Source organism: Saccharibacillus sp. O23 (assembly GCF_002205895.1).
In the GTDB taxonomy this organism is placed as follows: Bacteria; Bacillota; Bacilli; order Paenibacillales; family Paenibacillaceae; genus Saccharibacillus.
The window spans coordinates 545512-567083 of sequence record NZ_NJDE01000002.1 but is presented as its reverse complement, the minus strand read 5'-3'; the positions used below and the strand labels follow the sequence as shown (position 1 = coordinate 567083).

Annotated in this window: 24 protein-coding genes; 21 read left to right on the top strand and 3 right to left on the bottom strand. The window is 56.4% G+C overall.

The features are described 5' to 3' along the window. Positions 1 to 2 precede the first annotated feature (2 nt). The 5 genes from CDO73_RS04110 to glnA all read left to right on the top strand — a co-directional run bounded on the left by CDO73_RS04110 (position 3) and on the right by glnA (position 5418). Positions 3 to 683, top strand: coding sequence for a YdcF family protein (locus CDO73_RS04110; protein ID WP_179218548.1), 681 nt, complete (start codon positions 3 to 5; stop codon positions 681 to 683). Positions 684 to 776: 93 nt separating this feature from the next. Next, positions 777 to 2066 carry a GTPase HflX gene (gene hflX / locus CDO73_RS04105; RefSeq protein WP_088487204.1) on the top strand — a complete coding sequence of 430 codons (1290 nt, stop codon included), beginning with the start codon at positions 777 to 779 and terminating at the stop codon, positions 2064 to 2066. Positions 2067 to 2249: 183 nt separating this feature from the next. Further along, a complete protein-coding gene (locus CDO73_RS04100; RefSeq protein WP_088487203.1) occupies positions 2250 to 3503 on the top strand; it encodes a methionine gamma-lyase family protein in 1254 nt (417 codons plus the stop codon). A gap of 90 nt (positions 3504 to 3593) precedes the next feature. Beyond that, complete coding sequence (locus CDO73_RS04095; RefSeq protein WP_087797271.1) at positions 3594 to 4007, top strand: MerR family transcriptional regulator; 414 nt, start codon at positions 3594 to 3596, stop codon at positions 4005 to 4007. A gap of 82 nt (positions 4008 to 4089) precedes the next feature. Continuing rightward, on the top strand, positions 4090 to 5418 hold the full coding sequence (gene glnA, locus CDO73_RS04090; RefSeq protein WP_088487202.1) for a type I glutamate--ammonia ligase: 1329 nt from the start codon (positions 4090 to 4092) through the stop codon (positions 5416 to 5418). Positions 5419 to 5527: 109 nt separating this feature from the next. On the opposite strand, the gene CDO73_RS04085 is transcribed toward glnA, so the two are convergent. Further along, positions 5528 to 6844, bottom strand: a complete 1317-nt coding sequence (locus CDO73_RS04085; RefSeq protein ID WP_088487201.1) for an amidohydrolase family protein — start codon at positions 6842 to 6844, stop codon at positions 5528 to 5530. A gap of 26 nt (positions 6845 to 6870) precedes the next feature. Continuing rightward, positions 6871 to 7479, bottom strand: coding sequence for a TetR/AcrR family transcriptional regulator (locus tag CDO73_RS04080; protein WP_088487200.1), 609 nt, complete (start codon positions 7477 to 7479; stop codon positions 6871 to 6873). Positions 7480 to 7674: 195 nt separating this feature from the next. Here CDO73_RS04080 and coaA point away from each other — a divergent pair, with 195 nt between their 5' ends. From coaA to CDO73_RS26400, 3 genes are all read left to right on the top strand, one after another. Next, positions 7675 to 8598, top strand: a complete 924-nt coding sequence (gene coaA / locus CDO73_RS04075; RefSeq protein WP_088487199.1) for a type I pantothenate kinase — start codon at positions 7675 to 7677, stop codon at positions 8596 to 8598. Between the two features lie 48 nt (positions 8599 to 8646). After that, on the top strand, positions 8647 to 9609 hold the full coding sequence (locus tag CDO73_RS04070; RefSeq protein WP_256972549.1) for a D-alanyl-D-alanine carboxypeptidase family protein: 963 nt from the start codon (positions 8647 to 8649) through the stop codon (positions 9607 to 9609). Between the two features lie 116 nt (positions 9610 to 9725). After that, positions 9726 to 10106: a hypothetical protein gene (locus tag CDO73_RS26400; RefSeq protein ID WP_143536065.1), complete on the top strand. Its 381-nt coding sequence runs from the start codon at positions 9726 to 9728 to the stop codon at positions 10104 to 10106. 287 nt (positions 10107 to 10393) lie between these two features. Here CDO73_RS26400 and lexA read toward each other — a convergent pair whose 3' ends face one another. Continuing rightward, positions 10394 to 11020: a transcriptional repressor LexA gene (lexA, locus tag CDO73_RS04065; RefSeq protein ID WP_088487198.1), complete on the bottom strand. Its 627-nt coding sequence runs from the start codon at positions 11018 to 11020 to the stop codon at positions 10394 to 10396. A 243-nt stretch (positions 11021 to 11263) separates the two neighbouring features. Here lexA and CDO73_RS04060 point away from each other — a divergent pair, with 243 nt between their 5' ends. The 13 genes from CDO73_RS04060 (at position 11264) to CDO73_RS04000 (ending at position 21572) form a co-directional block, all read left to right on the top strand. After that, on the top strand, positions 11264 to 11665 hold the full coding sequence (locus CDO73_RS04060; RefSeq protein WP_179218546.1) for a LysM peptidoglycan-binding domain-containing protein: 402 nt from the start codon (positions 11264 to 11266) through the stop codon (positions 11663 to 11665). Between the two features lie 143 nt (positions 11666 to 11808). After that, entirely contained in the window at positions 11809 to 12009 is a 201-nt protein-coding gene (locus tag CDO73_RS04055) for a DUF896 domain-containing protein (RefSeq protein WP_088487196.1), read from the top strand. A gap of 135 nt (positions 12010 to 12144) precedes the next feature. Beyond that, complete coding sequence (locus tag CDO73_RS04050) at positions 12145 to 12678, top strand: methyltransferase (protein WP_088487195.1); 534 nt, start codon at positions 12145 to 12147, stop codon at positions 12676 to 12678. Positions 12679 to 12760: 82 nt separating this feature from the next. Continuing rightward, a complete protein-coding gene (locus CDO73_RS04045; protein ID WP_088487194.1) occupies positions 12761 to 13570 on the top strand; it encodes an HAD family hydrolase in 810 nt (269 codons plus the stop codon). 143 nt (positions 13571 to 13713) lie between these two features. Next, the gene (gene rnz, locus CDO73_RS04040) at positions 13714 to 14655 is read left to right on the top strand and encodes a ribonuclease Z (RefSeq protein ID WP_088487193.1); all 942 of its coding nucleotides are present in this window, start codon (positions 13714 to 13716) and stop codon (positions 14653 to 14655) included. 6 nt (positions 14656 to 14661) lie between these two features. Next, positions 14662 to 15468 (top strand): HAD-IIA family hydrolase, encoded by an 807-nt coding sequence (locus CDO73_RS04035; RefSeq protein WP_088487192.1) that lies wholly within the window; start codon positions 14662 to 14664, stop codon positions 15466 to 15468. Between the two features lie 40 nt (positions 15469 to 15508). Next, on the top strand, positions 15509 to 16336 hold the full coding sequence (locus tag CDO73_RS04030) for an Fpg/Nei family DNA glycosylase (protein ID WP_088487191.1): 828 nt from the start codon (positions 15509 to 15511) through the stop codon (positions 16334 to 16336). A gap of 41 nt (positions 16337 to 16377) precedes the next feature. Continuing rightward, positions 16378 to 16743: a cyclic-phosphate processing receiver domain-containing protein gene (locus CDO73_RS04025; RefSeq protein WP_256972548.1), complete on the top strand. Its 366-nt coding sequence runs from the start codon at positions 16378 to 16380 to the stop codon at positions 16741 to 16743. After that, the gene (locus CDO73_RS04020) at positions 16740 to 17057 is read left to right on the top strand and encodes a thioredoxin family protein (RefSeq protein ID WP_088487190.1); all 318 of its coding nucleotides are present in this window, start codon (positions 16740 to 16742) and stop codon (positions 17055 to 17057) included. Before CDO73_RS04025 ends, CDO73_RS04020 begins: the two co-directional genes overlap by 4 nt. Positions 17058 to 17210: 153 nt before the next feature. Next, complete coding sequence (locus CDO73_RS04015; protein WP_256972557.1) at positions 17211 to 18221, top strand: SAM-dependent methyltransferase; 1011 nt, start codon at positions 17211 to 17213, stop codon at positions 18219 to 18221. A gap of 206 nt (positions 18222 to 18427) precedes the next feature. Beyond that, positions 18428 to 19834 (top strand): serine/threonine protein kinase, encoded by a 1407-nt coding sequence (locus CDO73_RS04010; RefSeq protein ID WP_179218544.1) that lies wholly within the window; start codon positions 18428 to 18430, stop codon positions 19832 to 19834. Between the two features lie 40 nt (positions 19835 to 19874). Further along, positions 19875 to 20861: an SAF domain-containing protein gene (locus CDO73_RS04005; protein WP_088487187.1), complete on the top strand. Its 987-nt coding sequence runs from the start codon at positions 19875 to 19877 to the stop codon at positions 20859 to 20861. 12 nt (positions 20862 to 20873) lie between these two features. Beyond that, on the top strand, positions 20874 to 21572 hold the full coding sequence (locus tag CDO73_RS04000; protein ID WP_088487186.1) for a hypothetical protein: 699 nt from the start codon (positions 20874 to 20876) through the stop codon (positions 21570 to 21572).

Here is a 21572-nt window from a genome sequence, read left to right as displayed (position 1 = left end):
AGGTGAAAAAAACAGAACGGACGAACGCGTTTCGAACCGGACCGGTGAACATCCCGGACAGAAGAACGAAGCGCGGCGGACGTTGGAGAAAAAAAGGGTTTGTTTTGCTGCTGAGCCTGTTGTTGCTGTTCGCATGCTGGACGTTGTATATCCAGATTCGGATCGGACAAGGCACGACGCTCGACCTTCATCGCAAAAGCGATGTCGCGGTTGTGCTCGGTGCCCGTTTGTGGGATAACAAGCCGAGTCCCGCGCTCAAAGAACGGCTCGATGCCGCTTATGCAGGCTACGAAAAAGGCGATTACCCGGCGTTGATCGTCAGCGGAGGCCTGGACAATCCGCAGATGAAGCTGACGGAAGCGGAAGGAATGGCCGAATATTTGCAGCAGCTCGGCGTACCCGAATCCGACATTTTGCTGGAAAATAAAGCGACGAGCACTTACGAAAACCTGCTCTTCAGCCGCCGTATCATGGAAGAACGGGGGATGAAGACGGCGGCGATCGTAACCCATCGCTTCCACGGCGCGAGAGCCGAGGATATCGCCGAATTTCTGGGGTACGACGATCCGCAGTTCGTGCTGGCTCCGACCAAAGAACTGAATTTGTGGCAGACGCGCGGACGCGAAACGTTGGCTTTTACCAAATGGCTGTTTGATAAGACCTCATTGCCAGACGGCAAATAATCGGGGATAATGGGATGCCGGGTTTTTCGGGAGTTCCGGCGGACTGCGGTTCGCAAGGACGAAGAACCCCAGACGGATAGAAGGAGAACATTTATGCGAAATACGACAACTTACGATACGGCGGGCGAAGAACGGCCGCGGGCGGTCCTCGTCAGCTTGGTCACCGACGAAGTCAAACGTTCGGGAATCAATACCGAATATTCGCTCGAAGAATTGATCGCGTTGGCGGAGACGGCGGGAGTCGAAGTGCTCACCACGCTAACGCAGAACCGGGAGACCAAAGACACCAAGTGGTTTATCGGCAAAGGCAAAGTGCAGGAGCTCAAAGTCGTGGCCGACGAATTGGGCGCGAATACGGCGATCTTCGACCAAGAATTGTCCGGCGCGCAGGTGCGCAATCTGGAAGAAGAATTGGATCTGAAGATCATCGACCGGACCCAATTGATCCTCGATATCTTCGCGCAGCGCGCCAAAACGCGCGAAGGCATCATTCAGGTCGAACTGGCGCAGCTCAGCTATCTGCTGCCTCGTCTGGCCGGACAAGGACGCAATTTGTCGAGACTCGGCGGCGGCATCGGTTCCCGCGGTCCCGGCGAAAGCAAACTCGAAACCGATCGTCGGCATATTCGCGGACGGATCGACGAGCTGCGCCGTCAGATCGCGGAAGTCGAGAAGCATCGCACGCTGCAGCGTCAACGCCGCAAAAAAAGCGGAACCGTGCAGGTCGCGCTGGTCGGGTATACGAACGCCGGCAAGTCGACGCTGCTGCGCCAACTGACGCATGCCGACGTTTATGTGCAGAACCAGCTGTTCGCGACGCTCGATCCGACTTCCAGAACGCTCGAACTGCCGGGCGGCCGAGAGATCGTGCTGACGGATACCGTCGGTTTTATTCAAAATTTGCCTCACCATCTGATCGCCGCGTTCCGCGCGACGTTGGAAGAAGTCAACGAAGCGGATCTCGTGCTGCATGTTGTAGACGCTTCCTCCGCGATGCTCGACGACCAGATCAAAGTGGTAGAAAAGCTGCTGGAAGAACTGGGAGCCGGCGGCAAGCCGGAAATTCGCATCTTCAACAAAAAAGACCTGTGTTCGCCTGAACAGCTCGAAATGCTGCCGCCGCAGGACGAACAAAATCTGCTGATCAGCGCTTACGAACAATCGGATTTGGACCGGCTGCTCGAGCGACTGCAGGAAGAACTGACCGGCGGAACCGTGAAGTACCGCATTCCGGGCGCAAGAGGCGATCTGGCTTCGCAGCTGTATCGCATGGGAGACGTGGTTTCTCAAGAGTTTGAAGAAGAAGACGTCGTATACGAGGTTCGCCTGCACAAAGGCGAAGCCGAAAAATACGCCTATTTGTTGGAAGACTACAAACAATAACGAAACGGATCGTCCGCGTCGAGCGACGGAACAGCCGCGAAAAGACTTTGTGACGCTAATCTCACATAAGTGTGACGCGTTAATGTTGTGAAGTGTCAGATAAAGGTCTGACATTTCGAGTCATGATAACGTCGCGGAGGAAACCAACCCGAAACATAAAGAAGAAGGACGGAATGCGAAGCAATGAAAACTTTTGATACTGCGATCGTGCAATGGAAAGAAGAAGCGGAGCGCTTGGTACGCCCGCGTTTCGAGATCGTCGACGAGATTGTGGAACATAATCAATGGAAAGTGATCGAAGCGTTCCGCGCATGCAAAGTCAGCGATTATCACTTCAACCCGTCGACGGGGTACGCGTATAACGACCGGGGCCGCGAAGTACTGGACGAGCTTTACGCCCGGGTATTCGGAGCGGAAGCCGCATTGGTGCGTCCGCATTTCGCGTCCGGCACGCATACGATCTCGACGGCGTTGTTCGGCGTGCTGCGTCCAGGCGACGAGCTGCTCTACATTACCGGCGCGCCTTACGACACGCTTCATAAAGTCATCGGCAAAGCTGGCGACGGCACCGGTTCGCTCGCCGATTTCGGCATCGGATACCGGGAAGCGGCGCTGCTGGAAAGCGGCGGCGTGGACTGGGAAGAAGTGAAGCGCCAGATCACGCCCGATACGCGAGTGATCGGCATTCAACGTTCGCGCGGGTATGCGTGGAGATCGCCTTTTACCGTCGAAGAGATCGGCGAGATGACGCGGAAGGTCAAAGAACTGTGCCCGAACGCCGTCGTCTTCGTGGATAATTGTTACGGCGAATTTACCGAGAAGATCGAACCTACCGAAGTCGGCGTCGACCTGATGGCCGGTTCCCTGATCAAAAATCCGGGCGGCGGTCTGGCGGAAACGGGCGGTTACATCTGCGGTCGGCGCGATTTGGTCGAACTGGCGGCTTACCGTTTGACCGCGCCGGGCATCGGCGCGGAAGTCGGCGCCATGCTGGGCACCACCCGAGGAATCTACCAAGGGCTTTACATGGCGCCGACCATCGTCGGACAAGCGGTAAAAGGAAGCATCTTCGCCGCGGCCATGTTCGAGCAGGCGGGTTTCGCCAGCAGTCCGGCGTGGAACGCGCCGAGAACGGACCTGATTCAGGCCGTCGTGTTCGAACGGGCGGAGCAGCTGATCGCTTTCGTGCAGGGCGTTCAACTCGCCGCGGCGGTAGACAGCCACGTCGTTCCGGAGCCGTGGGACATGCCGGGATACGAGCATCCCGTCATTATGGCGGCAGGTACGTTCATTCAGGGAGGCAGCTTGGAACTTTCCGCGGACGCGCCGATCCGGGAGCCGTATATCGGCTATTTGCAGGGCGGTCTGACCTACTCCCACGTCAAATACGGAGTGCTTAACGCGCTTCAGACACTTTTTGATCGTAATTTATTGTGAGTTTACCTAACACATCATTGACGCTTCCTATCAGGATATGTACAATAAGATAGAGATTAAGAAAAGTACATCTGGAAGGTTGATGAATATATGGGCGACGATATTCGCAGAAATATGGCCTTGTTCCCGATAGGCATCGTGATGAAACTGACCGACTTGTCCGCTCGGCAGATCCGCTACTATGAACAGCACAGCCTGATCGTTCCGGCGCGCACGTCGGGCAATCAGCGGTTGTTCTCTTTTAACGACGTGGAGCGTCTGCTCGAGATTAAGGCGCTGATCGAGAAAGGCGTCAATATTGCCGGCATCAAGCAGGTGATGAACCCGGTCACTCGCGAGTCCGAAGAAGCGACGGTCTTGAACGCCGCGACCGAAGAGAAACGCAAGGAGCTCTCCGATTCGCAGCTTCACCGCATGCTCAAGCAGCAGCTGGTTTCCGGTAAGAAGCCGGGCCAAGTCTCGCTGATTCAAGGCGAGCTGTCCCGATTCTTTAATAGAAAATAATGCGTATTGGGCTTCTCCGCGTTCTCAAGAGCGCGAATCATTGATCTTGACCAAAGAAAAGACATGAAGAGGAGAGGGTATCTTGAGTTACAGTAAAGAGGATATTTTACGGATCGCCAAAGAAGAAAACGTTCGTTTCATTCGTCTTCAGTTCACCGATCTGCTCGGCGCGATCAAGAACGTCGAAATTCCGCTCAGCCAATTGGAGAAAGCGCTCGACAACAAAATGATGTTCGACGGTTCTTCCATCGAAGGTTACGTTCGGATCGAAGAATCCGACATGTATCTGTACCCGGACCTCGATACTTGGGTCATCTTCCCGTGGGTAACCGAAAATCGCGTCGCGCGCCTGATCTGCGACATCTATATGCCTGACGGCACGCCGTTCGCGGGCGACCCTCGCGCCGTGCTGCGCCGCGCGCTCGAAGAAGCCGAAGAAATGGGCTTCAGCGCGATGAACGTCGGACCGGAACCGGAATTCTTCTTGTTCCGCACGGACGAGAAAGGCAATCCGACCGACGAGCTGAACGACCAAGGCGGATATTTCGACTTGGCTCCGACCGATCTCGGCGAGAACTGCCGTCGCGAGATCGTCATCACGCTTGAAGAAATGGGCTTCGAGATCGAAGCGTCCCACCACGAAGTAGCGCCGGGACAACACGAGATCGACTTCAAATACGAAAACGCGTTGAAAGCGGCCGACCAGATCCAGACGTTCAAGCTGGTCGTCAAAACGATCGCCCGTCAGCACGGCTTGCATGCGACGTTCATGCCGAAACCGCTGTTCGGGATGAACGGTTCGGGCATGCACTGCCACCAATCGTTGTTCCGCGGCAAAGAGAACGCGTTCTACGACGAAAGCGATGCGCTGGGCCTCAGCGAAACGGCCCGCTATTACATGGCGGGAATCCTGAAGCACGCCCGCGCGTTCGCGGCGGTTACCAATCCGACCGTGAATTCGTACAAACGTCTGGTACCGGGTTACGAAGCGCCTTGCTACGTGGCATGGTCCGCCAGCAATCGCAGCCCGATGATCCGTATCCCGGCTTCCCGCGGCCTCAGCACGCGCGTCGAAGTCCGCAACCCGGACCCGGCAGCGAACCCGTATCTGGCATTGGCCGTCATGTTGAAGTCCGGTCTGGACGGGATCCGCAGACAACTGACTCTGCCGGCTCCGATCGACCGCAACATCTACGTGATGTCCGAAGAAGAACGGATCGAAGAAGGCATCCCGAGCCTGCCGGCCGACCTCAAAGAAGCGTTGAACGAACTGATCCGCGACGAAGTGGTCGTTCAAGCGCTCGGCGAGCATGCGCTGACGCACTTCTACGAGCTGAAAGAAATCGAATGGGATATGTACCGCACTCAAGTTCACCAGTGGGAACGCGATCAGTACATGACGCTGTATTAAAAATCGGAATAAATAAAGCGAAACCTCGGCGCTTGGAGCGCCGAGGTTTTTTTGTATGCTCGTCGGCGGAACTCGATTGCCGAAACGAATATCGCCGAACTTTTACACACTACAGGCGATCCAGCAGTTCGTCGACTTCGGCGAACTTTCGAACCGGACGGAGATCGACCGATTTGCCGTTCAGCAGCACTTGATAAGGATTCGCCAACGCGCGGATCTGTTCCAAAGGATTCTGCTCGAGCACGAGCAGATCCGCTTTTTTGCCGAGTTCGATCGTGCCGAGTTCTCGTCCCAAGCCCAGAATCTCCGCGTTGGAACGCGTCGCCAGATCGATCGCCTTGGCTTCGCCGATCCCCGCGAAACGGATCATATGATCCAGCTCGCGCCACAGATTGTAATGCGTCACGTACGACATGGCGGCATCCGTGCCGATTCCGATCGAAAGACCGTGTTCGATCGCCTGCCGGAAAGCGGTCAGCATATGCCGGTAAATCATTTGTCCGTTGCCGAATACGGTATCCGATACGTTCGTCAGGCTGCGGTCCGCAAGAGCGACGGGATAACCGGCTTGAAGAGTAGGGATCAAAGAGGAATAACCGCGCAAAGATTTCGGATTATGCTTGAACAGCGCGATCGTTTCTTCGTCCATTTCCGCGCCGTGTTCGATCGTGTCGACGCCGCCGCGCAGCGCGACCGATACGCCTTCGGGACTCTCCGCATGGGCGGCGACCATCAGGCCGATCTTATGCGCTTCTTCGCAGATCGCCGCGACTTCTTCTTCCGTCATCTGAAGCCTGCCCGCTTCGCCGAGCGCCCGCGCATCGGTAACGCCGCCGGTAGTGCAGATCTTGATCCAGTCTACCCCCGCCCGCACATTGCGGCGCACGTTGCGTCGACCTTCCCACGGCGAATCGCCTTCGAGCGCCAGATAAGGAGCACCGTGCCCGCCGGTTACGCTAAGAAAATATCCCGACACGAGCAGCCGGGGCGCGATCGCTCGTCCTTTCGCCGCCAGATCTCGCAATTTGACGTCCTGATAGAAAAACTCGCCGACCGAACGCATCGTCGTCACGCCGGACATCAGCGCGGTTTCGGCGTTTTTTTTCATTCGCTTCAATAAGATTCTTTTGCCGAGAGGCGTTCCCAAGACTTTGATGCCGACGTTCAGCGCGCTTTCCCCGAGCGACAAGCCTATCGGTTTGCCGTCCGAGAACAGATGCACATGCGCGTTGATCAGTCCGGGCATCACGTATTTTCCCGACAAGTCGGTCACCTGGCAACCGGCGGGCAGCGCCGTTTGTTCCGTCGGCCCCAGAGCCGCGATCCTGCCTTCTTCGTCGATTCCGATCGTCATATTCGGTGCAGGCGGAACTTCCGCGCTGCCGTGGATGACCGTGCAATTCGTCAAAGCCGATCCGATATTCATCTTGTTGTCCTCCGATTCTTGGCCGCTTAATCGTTCAAGCCGTTTACGCCGTGCAGCCGATACACATGGAGGGCCTTGTATAAGGCGAGTCTGGAAGCGTCGCTCAGTTCTCTTTTCAAGAGGTCCAGAAACAGATCGACCAAGCTGGTACAAACGATATGCAGCAGCAGGCGATTTTCTTCTTCATTGACGGCGTAACGCTCGTAACTCGATTGGGTATAAGGCCATTTGGTGTCGACCATCAGATCGATCAATTTTTCTTTATGTCCGGCATAGATCGTGCCTTCGCTTTTCTCCAGCAGAATGACGATTTGCTTCCGGTACTCCATCAGTGTCGCCGCACTTTCTTCCGGCACGGATTCCGGATTTTCCATATACCTCGAGTCTGCGCCGCGTTCGTTGTATCGGCGGATCGCTTGAACGAGCAGTTCGTTCAGATGTTCGACAAGCGAAGGCGGGATCACCGTTTCGAAGAGCTGCTTTTTGCTCCCGAAATAAGTGTAGACGTTGCCGGTCGAGATGCCGCAGCGGGCGGCGATATCGCCGATCCGAGCCTGCGGGTAACCTTGTTCGAAAAAAACATGCAGCGCGGCCGCTTCGATCTCTCGCCGAACCTGTTCTTTTTTGGCCTGCATCGACTTCAACTCCAAAAATGAATGATACGTTCATTATTAGCGTAAACTTTGTTTCTTCCGAAGTCAAGGCAAGCGAAGCGAGAGCGAAAAAGCAGAAAACTAACATGTTTAAAACGAGCACCTTTAGTGTTGACAAGGTACTAGCTTAATTTGTTAGACTGGATGTACTATGTCAGAGTGAGGGATCGGCTTACCATGAATATGTACGGAAATTATAAAGAGTTCGACCGAGAGAGGTGGGCGGGATTGCGAAGCCGGACTCCGCTGCTGTTATCGGAAGAAGAACTGGAACGCATCAAAGGACTCAACGACAAGATTTCGCTGCGCGAAGCGGAGGATATCTATATCCCGCTGACGCGCCTGATCAATCTCAAAGTGAGAGCGGCGCAGTACCTGCGCGAGGTGACGAGCGCTTTTTTGGGCTGCGAACCGACGAACAAACCGTTTATCATCGGCATCGCCGGAAGCGTAGCGGTCGGGAAAAGCACGGTGGCCCGCCTGCTCAAAACGCTGCTGTCGCGCTGGGAACATCATCCGAAAGTCGATCTGGTGACGACCGACGGTTTCTTGTATCCGACGCAGGTGCTCGAAGAGAAAGGGCTGATGGCGCGAAAAGGTTTTCCGGAGAGCTACGATACCAAACAACTCATCGACTTTCTCGGCAGGGTACGCGCGGGCGAACGCCATGTGAAAGCTCCGCTGTACTCGCATATCACGTACGACGTGCTGCCCGACGAGTTCGAGGTGATCGACAGTCCGGACATTCTGATCGTCGAAGGAATCAACGTGCTGCAAGTGAGCAAACGGCAGCCGGTATTCGTCAGCGATTACTTCGATTTCTCGCTTTACATCGATGCCGATGCCGACGATATTCGCGGTTGGTACATCGACCGATTCCTGCTGCTTCAGCAGACGGCTTTCCGCGAGCCTTTGTCTTATTTCCACCGTTATGCGGATCTCAGCAAAGCCGAGGCGGTCGAACGCGCTTCGCGGATCTGGGAAAGCATCAACCTGCTGAATCTGAACGAGAACATCCTGCCGACCCGCGAACGCGCCGATCTGATTTTGAGAAAAGGGCGCGACCATCGAATCCACGAAGTTTATCTGCGGGAGATTTAAAACTGCGCGCGGCTTGACCGAGCGACAGAACAAGGAGGCGTGCGAGAAGTGAAACCCGGAATATCTCGTCTATGGCAAAAAGGAGCGGCGAACGCGAGCCGAGCGGCTGCGGCCGCATTGGCGCTAACCGTCTGCCTGAGTTCGGCCGCCGCTGCCCCGGAACGCGCGTCGGCGCAGGCCGTTGCGGCGGTGCCGCAGCAGGCGATCGAGCTGTCGGCGTATACCTCGAAGTTTACGAACGGTCTGTACAGCCCCAACGCGATCTTGATCTCGCTTGACGACGGGGACACGCTGATGATGAAGAATATCAATCAGAAAATCTATCCCGCGTCGATGACCAAGATCATGACGGCGCTGGTAGCGATCGAAAATCTGCCGGATCTTCAAGCCAAAACGACGCTGCCCGCGAGCATTTTTCCCGATTTGAAGCGTCAAGGCGCTTCGATGGCCGGATTCAAAGCGGGCGAGAAGGTCAAAGCGATCGATCTGCTGCACGGCTCGCTGCTGCCTTCGGGCGCGGAAGCTTCGATCGGATTGGCTTACGCGGTATCCGGCTCGGAGAAAGCGTTTGCCAAAAAGATGAACGAAAAAGCCAAACAGCTCGGCATGAAGCATACGAACTTCGTCAATTCCACGGGGCTGCCGAACGCGAATCATTACACGACCGTAAAAGACATGTCGATTCTGATGACGGCCGCGCTCAAAAATCCGACTTTCCGCAAAATCGCGACCACCCATAAGTATTCGACGTGGGCGACCAATCTCCATCCGAAAGGGATCACGTTCCGCAGCACGCTGTCCGAAACCGCGCCCACGCTTCAGTTCAAAGGCGGCCGGATCTTGGGCGGAAAGACGGGGTATACGCAGGCTGCCGGCTTATGCTTGGCTTCCATCGCGGTCAAAAACGGGAAAGAATACCTGTTGGTGAGCGCCGGAGCGGCCGGAAATCCGCGCACCAAACCGAACCATATTCGGGACGCTTTGAACGTATACGGGAAACTTCCGAACTGAATGCCGGGTCGGTTGCGACTCAAGTCCTTTTTTTGGCCGAAACGAGAAGATAGAACTAGCAAAAGAACGCGTGTTCGGTTATGATACAAACATACGTTCCTCACGGGGGTGTGTTTGTGCAGATGAATCGTTTGGAATACAAAGTGCTCGGAATGCTTCGCCGCCATCGTTGGAGCCGGTTTCGCAAACTGTCGATGACGGAATTGATTCGCCGAAGCGGCGGCGCATTCCGGGAAGTAACCGTTGCGCTGATCAATCTGGAGCAGGGCGGATATTTGCATTGGCATGACAAATCCTCCCTGCGGCATATCGGGCTGCTTCGCAGAGCTTATGGACCGAGCGCGCTGCTGCCTTGGTTCGTTCTGGCCGCGGACGGCGAGATCGATCCGATTTCCGCCGACCGATCATCGTTGGGCCAAGAGCAGAAGGGCGTTCGAATCAACTCCCGCCCGATACCGACAAGGCAACCATCAAAACGACGACGATCAGCAGACTGAGCAGAGATAAACCGAAGAAGAGGCGAATTTGCTTTTTTTTGCGAAGGAAGACGGCTGCGGAACCCAGGATCGCGGTAATCGCGCACACGATAAAAGCGATGTTGATCAGATCGGTCATAATTTTCTCCTTATTCTTGATACGAAATAGAGGCGAACATGCCCCGAACTCGAGTGTAACAAAAAAAGACAAAAGTCGACTACATAAAAAACTCCTCCGAAAATTTCGGAGGAGTTTTTACGTCCGCGGATATCGGAAACGAGCGTCGAAAACGATCGATATTCGTTTCTTAATGGAAGTTGCGGAACAAACCGACGACTTTGCCGAGAATCGTGACATGCGTCAGACGAAGCGGCTCGTACGTCGGATTCTCCGGCTGCAAACGGATATGATCTTTCTCTTTGTAGAAAGTCTTCACCGTCGCTTCGTCTTCGTCGGTCATCGCGACGACGATGTCGCCGTTGTTGGCCGTCTGCTGCTGGCGCACGACGACGTAATCCCCGTTATTGATGCCCGCTTCGATCATGCTGTCTCCGACGACGGAGAGCATGAACACTTGATCGTCGCCGACCATCGCCTGCGGAAGCGGGAAATAATCTTCGATGTTCTCGGTAGCCGTAATCGGCACGCCCGCGGTTACTTTGCCGACGACCGGAACGCGGCGAACCGTTGCGGCGAACAGATTGCTGCTCTCCGACTCTTCCAAGCCGAGCAACTCGATCGCGCGAGGTTTCGTCGGATCCCGACGGATCAGACCTTTCTTCTCCAACCGGTCCAGATGCCCGTGAACGGTAGAACTGGAAGCCAGCCCTACGGCTTCGCCGATCTCGCGAACGGACGGCGGATATCCTTTGGACTTTACTTCATTGCGGATAAATTCCAGAATGGCCTGTTGGCGTATGGATATCTTCGACATGTCGTATCAACCCCATCCATTAATCGTTATAGTCTTAGCGTTTATGAGCATCCGGAAAGGATAAGCGTAATTACGAATGCTATACGCGCAAATTATAGCATAGAACTGCCGTTCGTACAAACATTCGTTCCAAAAGCGAACAAATTTTCCCGAACACGCGTTCCAAAAACCTGTTGCCATGAACGTATGTTCGTGCTATATTATTCGCAGAAGGCAGAACAAACGTTTGGGAGAGTGTTGAACATGCCAAAATATACGACTTACAAGAGCATTTACGAAACGGCAGGCGCGAATCGAGAAGCGAACGCCGAGCAGTCTTTTTCGATCGCATCTTTTTTACATAAACTCGGACTGCCGAAATATCGGTTGAACCGTTCGGGAACGGCCAGAGTCAGATTGCTGCTGTTCGTGCTGATCGGATTGTTCGCGGGAACCGGAGTGGTGCATGCCCTTCAAAGCGACAAAGCGATCGCGGATCCGCAGAGCGTCATCGTTTCGCCGGGGGACACCTTATGGTCGATCGCGGAAAGCTATAAGCCCGAAGGAGCGGATACCCGAATCTTCATCACCGGAATCCGTCAGAAGAACGGATTGAGCGGCAGCGAAATTCATGTCGGCGACGAGTTGATCCTTCCGAATTTTTGACGGCCGCCCGAACCGGTCTGTGACGGGGAGTAACCGAGTACAGGCGCGGCCTCTATATAACGAAGAGTTTGCAAGGTATTCACCTTGACAAGCTCTTTTTTTCATGTGAAAGTATAAAGAAGTACGGTTACAAGGAGGTAGCAATGGATATCGATCAACTGGTAGGCCGGATCAACGAACTGGCCCGTAAACATAAACAAGAAGGATTGAACGAAGAGGAACATGCGGAACGCGCCAAACTTCGCGAGATTTATCTTGGCAACGTTCGACGCAACTTCCGTCAAGAGCTTGATTCGATCCGCTGGGTCGAAGACGAGCCGGGCAGCGGCTCGGGCGCGAATTGATCCTGCGAATGCCGGGCACGAACGGCAAGCGCTTCACCGAAACGGAAACGGCTTGCCGGTTCGCGGACAGGGAGTGCCGCGATCGGCAAGCTTTTCTTGTATACAGCTTCAACCTATCGTTAAGGGGGAAAAGGAATGTCCCGTTCTTGGGAGAGACAGGTCCGCAAAAATCAGCAGAAAGCCAACGTTCTGAGACAGAAAACGGGCCAAGAGCGTATCGGTACTTCCGGCGGAGCCGGCGTGCAGCAGTACGATACGTTCAAAGGCAGAAACTACATGTTTCCCGCTTTTCTGCTGATCATCGCCGTCTTCCTGACCATTATTACGGTCGCGGCGCAAAACTCCGGGGTCAAAGAAGCCTCGGGCACTTCGTATTGGTTCATCATCGTGATGTATCTGATCTTGGCCGTCATCATTTTCCTGCGCCGTCCGTTCCTGCGCGTGGGCAAAGATCGTCTGACCACGATGCGCTTCGGACGGGACCGTATGGTCATGGCCGGCGATATCGCCAAATTCCGTATCGAAAAAGGGTACGTGACGGTGGAAACCCGCGGCAAAGGAGCCAATTGGATCTTTTCCCGTTTCCTGAAAATGTACAAGACGGAAGAGATCGCCGCGCGCGTGATGCAGTTCGCCGAACAGCATAACATCCCGGTCGAAAAGAAATAGCGTTGGAACGGAGCGGCGTATAGAAGGCGCCGTCCGTACGAACCAGAGGATCCAGATTATAGGGAAGAGCGAGGGAGAACGAATGACGGTAGAAACGACGGTAAAAGCGGTAATCTTCGATTTGGACGATACGCTGCTGTGGGACGAGCGCAGCGTAAAAGAAGCTTTTGAAGCAGCCTCCGCGGAAGCGGCAAGCCGGACGGGCATCGACGCGGCGGCGCTTGAAGCGGCCGTGCGGCAGCGCGCCCGCGATTTGTATGCGACATACGAGACGTTCCCGTTTACCCAGATGATCGGCATCAGCCCGTTCGAAGGACTCTGGGCCAACTTCGACAAAGGCGAACAGCCGGAATTCCGCAAACTTCAAGAAATCGCGCCGGTCTACCGCAAAGAAGCTTGGCGTCAAGGTTTGGCGGATCTGGGCGTCGAAGACGAAGCGCTTGCGCTCGAATTGTCGACGATGTTCGCCGCGGAGCGCCGCAAGCGTCCGCACGTCTACGAAGAGACTTACGAAGTGCTTGACGAGCTCAAAGGCCGCGTCAAGCTGCTGCTGCTGACGAACGGATGCCCGTCGCTTCAGCAGGAGAAGCTCGACGGCGTGCCGCAGCTCGTGCCTTATTTCGATCATATCGTGATCTCGGGCACGTTCGGCAAAGGCAAACCGGATACGTCGATCTTCCGTCATGCGCTTGATCTGCTGGGCGTCGCGCCGGAAGAAGCGCTGATGGTCGGCGACAAGCAGAGCACGGATATTCGCGGCGCGCTCGATACGGGCATTCCGTCCGTATGGATCAACCGCGTAGGCCGCCCGCCGCATTCCGGCATCGTGCCGGTCTACCAAATCGACACGCTGCGCGACCTGCCCGAACTGGCGGGAATCCGCGTTTCCTGAGGAATCGGCGATACGGTTTTCCGTCCGCCCGCTGCGGCGGGCGGACTTTTTTGTGCTTGATCCGATCAGACCCTCGAGCGATTACGGCTATTCGGATTCGGGTATTGAAGTACATTTAAAGATGCAGAAAGGGGAGTGCGGCCGTGGAACTTTATTTTCTCGGCACCAATGCGGGACTGCCGACCACACAGCGCAATGTCACATCGATCGCGCTCCGCATGTTGGAAGAACGACGCAGCTCTTGGCTGTTCGATTGCGGAGAAGCCACGCAGCATCAGATTCTGCGTTCGCCGCTCAAATTGGGCCGCTTGGAGAAAATTTTTATCACGCATATGCACGGGGATCATGTTTTCGGCCTGCCCGGGCTTCTGTCGAGTCGGGCTTCGCAGGAAGGAACTTCTCCGTTGACGGTATACGGTCCGAAGGGGATTCGGCAGTTTCTCGAAGTGACTCTGGGCACCACGCAGAGCCGAATCGATTTCGGACTTGATATCGTCGAACACGAAGGCGGCGTCGTCTTCGAGGATCACCAGATCCGGGTCGAAGCGGGAGCTTTGGAGCACCGGATCGAAAGTTACGGGTATCGCGTCACGGAAAAAGATCGTCCGGGAAGTCTTAATATGGAACTTTTGCGGGAATGGGGCGTGCGTCCGGGACCGGAATACGGTAAGCTTAAAAGCGGAGAGAGCATTACCGTGAACGGACGCACCATTACCCCGAACGAAGTGCTCGGCGCGCCGAAGCGCGGCCGGATCGTCACGATTCTCGGCGATACGCGTCCGACCTCGGGCATCCATCCTCTTGCTCTGGGAGCCGACATGCTCGTTCACGAGTCCACGTTTACGGACGAATTTGCCGATCTCGCGCACAAATACTACCACAGCACGGCTGTTCAAGCGGCGGAAGCGGCCCGAAACGCGGGCGTAGGCGAACTCGTCTTGACGCATTTCAGCTCCCGTTACAAAGATGCCGAACAGCTTGAGCCGCTGCTTGCGGAAGCAAGAGCCGTGTTTCCGAACACGCAGCTCGCGATCGAACACGAGACGTACCCGATTCGAGCTGCGCAAGAACCCGAAAAGGAATGAAGTCAGATGCCGAGCCGTAATGCTTTATTGATCGATTTGGACGGAACGCTGTATCACGGGACGCGCATGGTTCCCGGCGCGGACGAGCTGATCTCCGCGTTGAACGAAAAAGGGATTCCGTTCCTGTTCTTGACCAACAATTCGTCGGCCGCGCCCGAAGCGGTGTCGCTCAGGCTGAACAAGATGGGAATCCCGGCCAAAGCCGAACAGGTATGTACCTCTTCGATGGCGGCTGCCGCTTATATCGCGGGACGCAAGCCGGGAGGAAGCGTCGCCGTATTCGGCGAAGCGGGATTGCGCGGAGCGGCTGCCGCGGCCGGACTGCGTCTGTTCGACGACGAAACAGGATGTCCGGATTACGTGCTTCAAGGCATCGACCGCGAATTCTCTTACGAGAAATTGGCCCGCGCCGGCCGTTGGATTCTCTCGGGCGCGGAATTCGTGTTGACCAACCCCGATCTGCTGCTTCCTTCCGAAGGAGGGCTGATGCCCGGCGCGGGAACGTTGGGAGCTTCGCTGGAAGCGATGACGGGCATCAAACCTGCGATAATCGGAAAACCGTCGCCGATCCTGATGAATTTCGCTTTCGATTTGCTAGGGGTCGGCGCTTCGCAGGTCACGGTCATCGGCGATAACATGATGACGGACATCAAGGCCGGAAACGATTCGGGCTGCCGCTCGCTGCTGCTGCTGACCGAAGAAGGCGTCACGACTCCTCATAACTTCGAACGGCATAAGAGTTTGTCGGGCGTCGAACCGGATCTGATCAAATCCAATCTTGCGGATGTTCGGGAATGGGTGTTGGGTCAATAACGCACACTATCTAACATGAAAAAAGAAAGGGACGATATTTATGCCGGAACTGCCGGAAATCGAGCACTATCGCAGACAACTGGGACAATGGATTCTGGATCGGCCGATCGATCGGATCGGCTTGAACAATGCGCGCAGCATCGACGTGACGCCGGAAGAGTTCGCTGCCGCTCTGGAAGGCAGAAGTTTGCTTTTCTTGGAACGCCGCGGCACTTTTCTCATTTTCCATCTGGATAACGGGCATCGTCTGCTGATCGCGCTGTCCAAAGACGGAGCTTTGTACTGCGGAGAAGGCGAAGAACAACCGCCGTTCGACGCGCAGGCGGAGATCGGATTCGGCGATCGTACGCTGTATATCGCCGGCCGGGGCAGCGTTCTTCGCTTGCTGACCGTTCGCGGCTTGGACGACGTCTTCAAGTCGCTCGGCCCCGATCCGTTTACCCGTCTGGTTACGCCGGAGTATTTCGTGACCCAACTCAAGAAGCGCCGCGGCGCGCTGCGCAGCACGTTGACCGGACAGAAGTTGGTCGGAGGAATCGGCCCGCGTTACGCGGACGAGATCGCGTTTGCCGCAGGCCTTCTGCCTTCGGTCAAAGTGCAGGATCTGAACGGGGAAAGCGCCGCTCGTCTATACGAAGCGCTGGAAAGCGTGCTTGCGGCGGCGATCGACGCCGGCGGCTGCATCCAAGTGCCGCTGCACGCGGACGATACGGTAACGGGCGGTTATCTGCCGCAGTGCCGGGTGTACGAACGCGAAGGGCAACCTTGCACGGACGGCGGCGCCCTGGTCGAGAAGATGGACGTATCGGGGAAAAAGGCTTATTACTGTCCGCAATGCCAGTATGAACAAACGCCGGTATTTTCCTGATCGTTCGGATCGGAACGGCTGTTACGGGAAGGAGCGATGACGTGACGAATACGCAAAGCAAACCTAAGATTCATCTGTATATGGACGATTGGCGTCCGTGCCCCGACGGCTTCGCGCTCGCGCGCACGGGCGAAGAATGCCTGTTGATGCTGCAAGAATGCGAAGTCGGCATTCTGTCGCTGGATCACGAGATGGGTCCGGGCGAATTGAGCGGAAGCGAAGTGGCGGCGCGAATCGTGGCGAACGGAACGTTTCCGCGCGAGATCTATCTGCACACTTCGAGCGAATACGGACGAAGAAGCATGTACCAGACGTTATATGCGGGCAAGCCGGACGACGTGGTGCTGCACCGCGGACAGATGCCCGACGAAGTCTTGAGACGCGTCGCGAGCGAATCGGCGGAATGAGAGAAACGACGGAAAAAGAACTGGGCGGATGGATCGAAGCCGGCGAACGGCAGATCATCGTATTCGGGCATACGCCGTTTTGCGGGACTTGCAAAGCGGCGCGTCGAATGTTGGAAGTCGTGGAACAAATGCGGTCCGACATCGATATTTACGCGCTTGATCTGAACTTCGCGCCGGCTTTTATCGAACGTTACCGAATCGGCAGCACGCCTTCGCTGAGCGTGTTCGAGCCGGGGAACCGGGAGCCGCGTACCGTTTACGCCATGCGATCCGTGCCCCGGCTGCTTGATTTCATCGAAGATTCCGCCGGATAGAGAACGGCAAACAAAAGGAACGGCATCCAAGCCGTCCGTGGAGGTTAAAGGATTTTGAGCGAAAACGAATGGGAAAACGAGCGGGAAGACACGCAAGAAGAAGCACAAGCAGAAACGAAAGAATCGGGAGACGAGTCGAAAAACGAGGAGAGCCTGTTCATCTGCACGGCGAACCGAGACTTTGCGGCTTACGCGCAGGAAGAACTGCGTCGGTTGTTCGGATCGGTTAAAAGCAGCATATTGAGCGATCGCGAAGTGCTGCTCGTCAAGTTGAACGTTTCTTCGGAAGAAGCGGTGCGCAAGATCGCGGACAGCCGTCCGATCTTCTTGCGCCATATTCAACCGGTTCAATTCGAACGAACGGGAGAAAACGCGGGAGAACTTCTCGGCGAAGCCGCTGCTTTCGTGTCGGAAACGGGACTGCTGCATGCGGGAGCGCGAGCGGCCTTGCAAGTTCGCAAAAGCGAAGGCGCCGGAGGAGACGGCGTGCCTCAACTCAAAGAATGGGCGGAAGAGCTGCTGCGCGCGTCCGAAGCGGAATTCGTAACGGCCGATGCGGACTGGATCGTATCGATCTATCTGACCGCCGATGCCGTCTATGCGGGGGTCTCGCGTCCGGAAGACAATTTGTCCGATTGGAGCGGCGGCGCCGTGCGCTTCCGCCGGGAAGAAGGCCAACTCTCGCGGGCCAAATTCAAACTGTTGGAAGCGGAGCGCGAATTCGGGCTCGATCTGTCGGCTTACCGCAGCGCGGTGGATATCGGAGCGGCTCCCGGCGGATGGACTTCCCTGCTGCTGGAGCGCGGCCTCAAAGTCACGGCAGTCGATCCGGCCAAGCTGCATCCGTCGTTGTTGAAGCACTCGAATTTGACGTATATCCGCAAGAATGCGAGCGAGGTCAAGTTCCGCGACAACGAGTTCGATCTGCTCGTTTGCGATATGAGCTGGAGTCCCAAACTGATGGTCCAGTTGGTCGGCGATCTGCTGCATGCGCTGACGCCGGGCGGTACGGCGATCGTGACGATCAAGCTGATGCACAAAAAGCCGATGGCTTTGATCAAAGAGGTCATCGCGTCGTTCGAAAATTCGCGTTTGCAGGTCCAACGGGCTAAACAATTGTTCCATAACCGCGAAGAAATTACGTTGTACATGATCAAGTATTAAAAATCGGGTCTTTACACCCAGCAAGCAATCAGGTTATAATGACCACAAAATCATATGCACGGCAATTAAGGGAAAGCATCCCTCACGAATCCGGTCTTCGGGCCTATTCGAGAGGGGTGCTTTCTTTTTTTGTGCGAAAAGGGGTGAAAGGTATGCCGTATCCGCCGGAGCTGGAATCAAGTGCCGTTATCGGAGGGCGATACCGAGTGGAACGCGTGTTGGGAAGCGGAGGAATGGGCCGGGTCTATCTGGCTTCCGATGCCAAACTTCCCGGCAAACGTTGGGCGATCAAAGAAACGTTGGCCGATACGGCGGATTACGAACGAATCGGCAACGAAGCGCGAATGTTGACCCGCTTGCGTCATCCGGGTCTGCCGCAGGTCGTCGATTTCTTTCCTCCCGATCCGGAAGGAAGAGTCTTTCTGGTCATGGAGTATATCGAAGGGGCTAATCTGGAGGAATACGCGAAGAAGTCGCAATGGAAGCTCGATCCCGAATTTCTGTCGGGGCTCGCGCTGCGAATCTGCGAGGTATTGGAGTATCTGCACGCCCAGGATCCGCCGATTATCTTCCGCGACTTGAAGCCGGGCAACGTGATGGTCGGCACGGACGGAGAGATCCGGCTGATCGACTTCGGCATCGCGCGCAGCGCGGGTCCGGAGCGAAGCGCGGACACGGTCAAGCTGGGCACGATCGGTTTCGCGGCGCCCGAACAGTACGAGGGGCGAAGCGATCCTTCGAGCGACCAGTATGCGCTGGGCGCGGTGCTGCTGTATCTGTGCACCGGCGGCCGCTTCAGCGAGTGGACGCCGGAAGCGCAGCGCGCGCTGCGGCGCGACCTGCCGCCGTGGACGGCGCCGGCTATCCGCCGGATGCTGAGCCGAAGCCGCGAGGACAGATACGGCGGCATCGCGGAAGTGAAGCGGCTGATCTCGCCGCCGGCCGACCCCGAAGCCGAAGGGAATGCGCCGGGGGGAGGCAGCGGCGGGACATCGACCGTCGCGGTGCTCGGTTTGTTCCGCGGCTGCGGCGCGACGCATCTCGCGATTGCGGCGGCGCATGCGCTGGCGCGCGAAGGAAGCGGCCGCACGGCGGTCGTCGAGCTGGAGCGAACGGCCGGAGCGTTCGAGCGCGTCGCGCTCGAATGGGAAGGCGAGCCGCTGAGGGGACGGCGGACGTTCGCCGTTCGCGGGGTCGATTATTGGCCGGCGGCGAATCGGGAGACGCTGGCGGAAGTGTTCGGCCGCGGTTACCGGCATGTGGTGCTGGATCTGGGCGTCTGCGCGGAAGCGCGCAACTTCGAAGAGCTGCTGCGGGCGGACTTTCCGCTGATCGTCGGTTCCGCGAGCGAATGGCGAAGCGGCGAATTGATCGATTTTGCTCGCCGGGAGCATGCGCGGGCACGCCCCAAATGGACCTATGTCCTGCCTTTCGCCGCCGAAGAAGCGGTGCGCGAGATGCGCCGCAGATTGAACCATAAGCGGGTATACGGACTGCCGGGACTGAGCGATCCCTACAGCGGAGAAGCTGGAGAAGAGTTGGAGCCGCTGATCGGCGCGCTCTACAGCGGGCGCGGACGGCGAACGTTATGGAAACGCTGGAGCCGAACATGAACTTTGATCAAGACGAGCGCAAATCGAAGGGAGACCAAGCATGGCAAGAATCAGATTTCGACAGCGGCAAAAATGGATGGCCGCATCGGCAGGAGCCGCATCGGCTCTGCTGATCTGCGCGGCGGCGGGAATTCCGTACGTGCGCCATATCGAAGAGAAATACCAATCGGAGCGCAGCGTATACGAACAGCGTATCGCGGCTATGGATGCCGAACGCGTGCCGGTTTATGCGCTTACGCGCGATATAAAAGCGGGAGAAAAGATCGGACAAGACGATCTGACGGAAGTTCAGGTGAACGCGGCGGCCGCGCCGAAAGACCTGCCTGCCCGGAGCGACGTCGTAGGCCGTTACGCCAAAGTGGCTTTGACCCGGAATACGCCGGTAAGCTTCTCCATGCTGTATGAAGGAGCGCCTACGACGGACGATCTGCGGAATCAAGAGTTTCGCTTGATCGAACTGCCGAGCCGGCTGCAAACCGGCGAGTATGTCGATGTGCGCGTGAAGTTTCCGACAGGCGAAGATTTTATCGTGCTGTCGAAGAAAAAAGCGGAGCAGCTGTCTTCCGGAACGGTCTGGCTGCGCATGAACGAGCAGGAGATCCTGAAGATGTCGTCCGCGATCGTCGACGCGTATCTGAACGATGCGTCGATCTATTCGGTAACTTACGTCGAGCCGGGGCTCCAGCGCGCGGCAGCGGTGACTTATCCGGCCAACGCGAGCGTGCTCGACCTGATCGACAGCGATCCGAATATCGTCGAACGGGCCAAGACCGAGTTGGAGCGGCGGATGCGCGAGAAATTGGAAACGGGATTGGATCTGCTTACGCCGGAAGACATTCAGAAATACTTGAACAACAAAGCGAACCTGAACCCGATCAATCCGGGCACGCAAGAAAACTCGCTGCTTCCGAACGATTCGGCGCAAGACGCGGTCGACGGTTCCGGAGCCGCTGCGCAGAATTCCGGCGTGCAGGAAGAACCGATTTTCACGGACGGATCGGACGCGAATACGCAGCCGGGGAATTGAGGAGGAAGATCGATGAAACGAATCTTGTTTGTCGGAGACAAAGACAAGACGGACCTGCTCTTTTATCTGGCCAAAACGTTGTCGGAGAGCGGGAAGAAGACTTTGATCGTCGACGCTACGCTCAGAAGCGATTACGAATACGCTTGTCCGGTCGTGGACGTGTCGGGAGAGCCGAGAGAATACGACGGCTTCGAAATCTGGACGCCGTTTCGCTCTTTGGGACATGACGCGGGCGAAGCGCTTGCGGCAAAAGCCGAGGACGAAGATTACGATGTGGTTCTGTACGATACCGATCATGCAGGCCGCTTGGCGATGCTGCCCGAAACGGATCTGCGCTTTCTACTGCTGGGATGCGAACAGACGTCGCTCCAACGAAGCCTTCGTCTGTTGGAAGCCTTTTTCGCGGGACGTCCGGTCGCCGAATGGTACGCTTTTCACCGCATCATGATCGAAGGCGCGGACGAACCGGGAGACGCCTATATCGACGGACAATTCGAACCTTTTCCGATCGAATGGAAAAAGCGGATGGTCTATTACCCGGACGAACGCAATCTGTCGGTCAAAATCGCCAATCAATACGCCGAAAGACTGCGAATGAAAGGAATATCTCCCGATCTGAAAAAAGTCGTGCAAGAACTTGCGGCCGTCGTGCTGGGAATCGACGAACGCGAAGCGCGCAAGCTGTGGAAAAGAGCAGAGAGGAGCAAATAA

Excerpts from the sequence above, each read along its gene's own strand:
- hflX (WP_088487204.1), top strand. The coding sequence starts at position 777 with ATGCGAAATACGACAACTTACGATACGGCGGGCGAAGAACGGCCGCGG.
- CDO73_RS04100 (WP_088487203.1), top strand. The coding sequence starts at position 2,250 with ATGAAAACTTTTGATACTGCGATCGTGCAATGGAAAGAAGAAGCGGAG.
- CDO73_RS04095 (WP_087797271.1), top strand. The coding sequence starts at position 3,594 with ATGGGCGACGATATTCGCAGAAATATGGCCTTGTTCCCGATAGGCATC.
- CDO73_RS04085 (WP_088487201.1), bottom strand. The coding sequence starts at position 6,844 with ATGAATATCGGATCGGCTTTGACGAATTGCACGGTCATCCACGGCAGC.
- CDO73_RS04080 (WP_088487200.1), bottom strand. The coding sequence starts at position 7,479 with ATGCAGGCCAAAAAAGAACAGGTTCGGCGAGAGATCGAAGCGGCCGCG.
- coaA (WP_088487199.1), top strand. The coding sequence starts at position 7,675 with ATGAATATGTACGGAAATTATAAAGAGTTCGACCGAGAGAGGTGGGCG.
- lexA (WP_088487198.1), bottom strand. The coding sequence starts at position 11,020 with ATGTCGAAGATATCCATACGCCAACAGGCCATTCTGGAATTTATCCGC.
- CDO73_RS04060 (WP_179218546.1), top strand. The coding sequence starts at position 11,264 with ATGCCAAAATATACGACTTACAAGAGCATTTACGAAACGGCAGGCGCG.
- CDO73_RS04055 (WP_088487196.1), top strand. The coding sequence starts at position 11,809 with ATGGATATCGATCAACTGGTAGGCCGGATCAACGAACTGGCCCGTAAA.
- CDO73_RS04050 (WP_088487195.1), top strand. The coding sequence starts at position 12,145 with ATGTCCCGTTCTTGGGAGAGACAGGTCCGCAAAAATCAGCAGAAAGCC.
- CDO73_RS04045 (WP_088487194.1), top strand. The coding sequence starts at position 12,761 with ATGACGGTAGAAACGACGGTAAAAGCGGTAATCTTCGATTTGGACGAT.
- CDO73_RS04035 (WP_088487192.1), top strand. The coding sequence starts at position 14,662 with ATGCCGAGCCGTAATGCTTTATTGATCGATTTGGACGGAACGCTGTAT.
- CDO73_RS04030 (WP_088487191.1), top strand. The coding sequence starts at position 15,509 with ATGCCGGAACTGCCGGAAATCGAGCACTATCGCAGACAACTGGGACAA.
- CDO73_RS04020 (WP_088487190.1), top strand. The coding sequence starts at position 16,740 with ATGAGAGAAACGACGGAAAAAGAACTGGGCGGATGGATCGAAGCCGGC.
- CDO73_RS04005 (WP_088487187.1), top strand. The coding sequence starts at position 19,875 with ATGGCAAGAATCAGATTTCGACAGCGGCAAAAATGGATGGCCGCATCG.
- CDO73_RS04000 (WP_088487186.1), top strand. The coding sequence starts at position 20,874 with ATGAAACGAATCTTGTTTGTCGGAGACAAAGACAAGACGGACCTGCTC.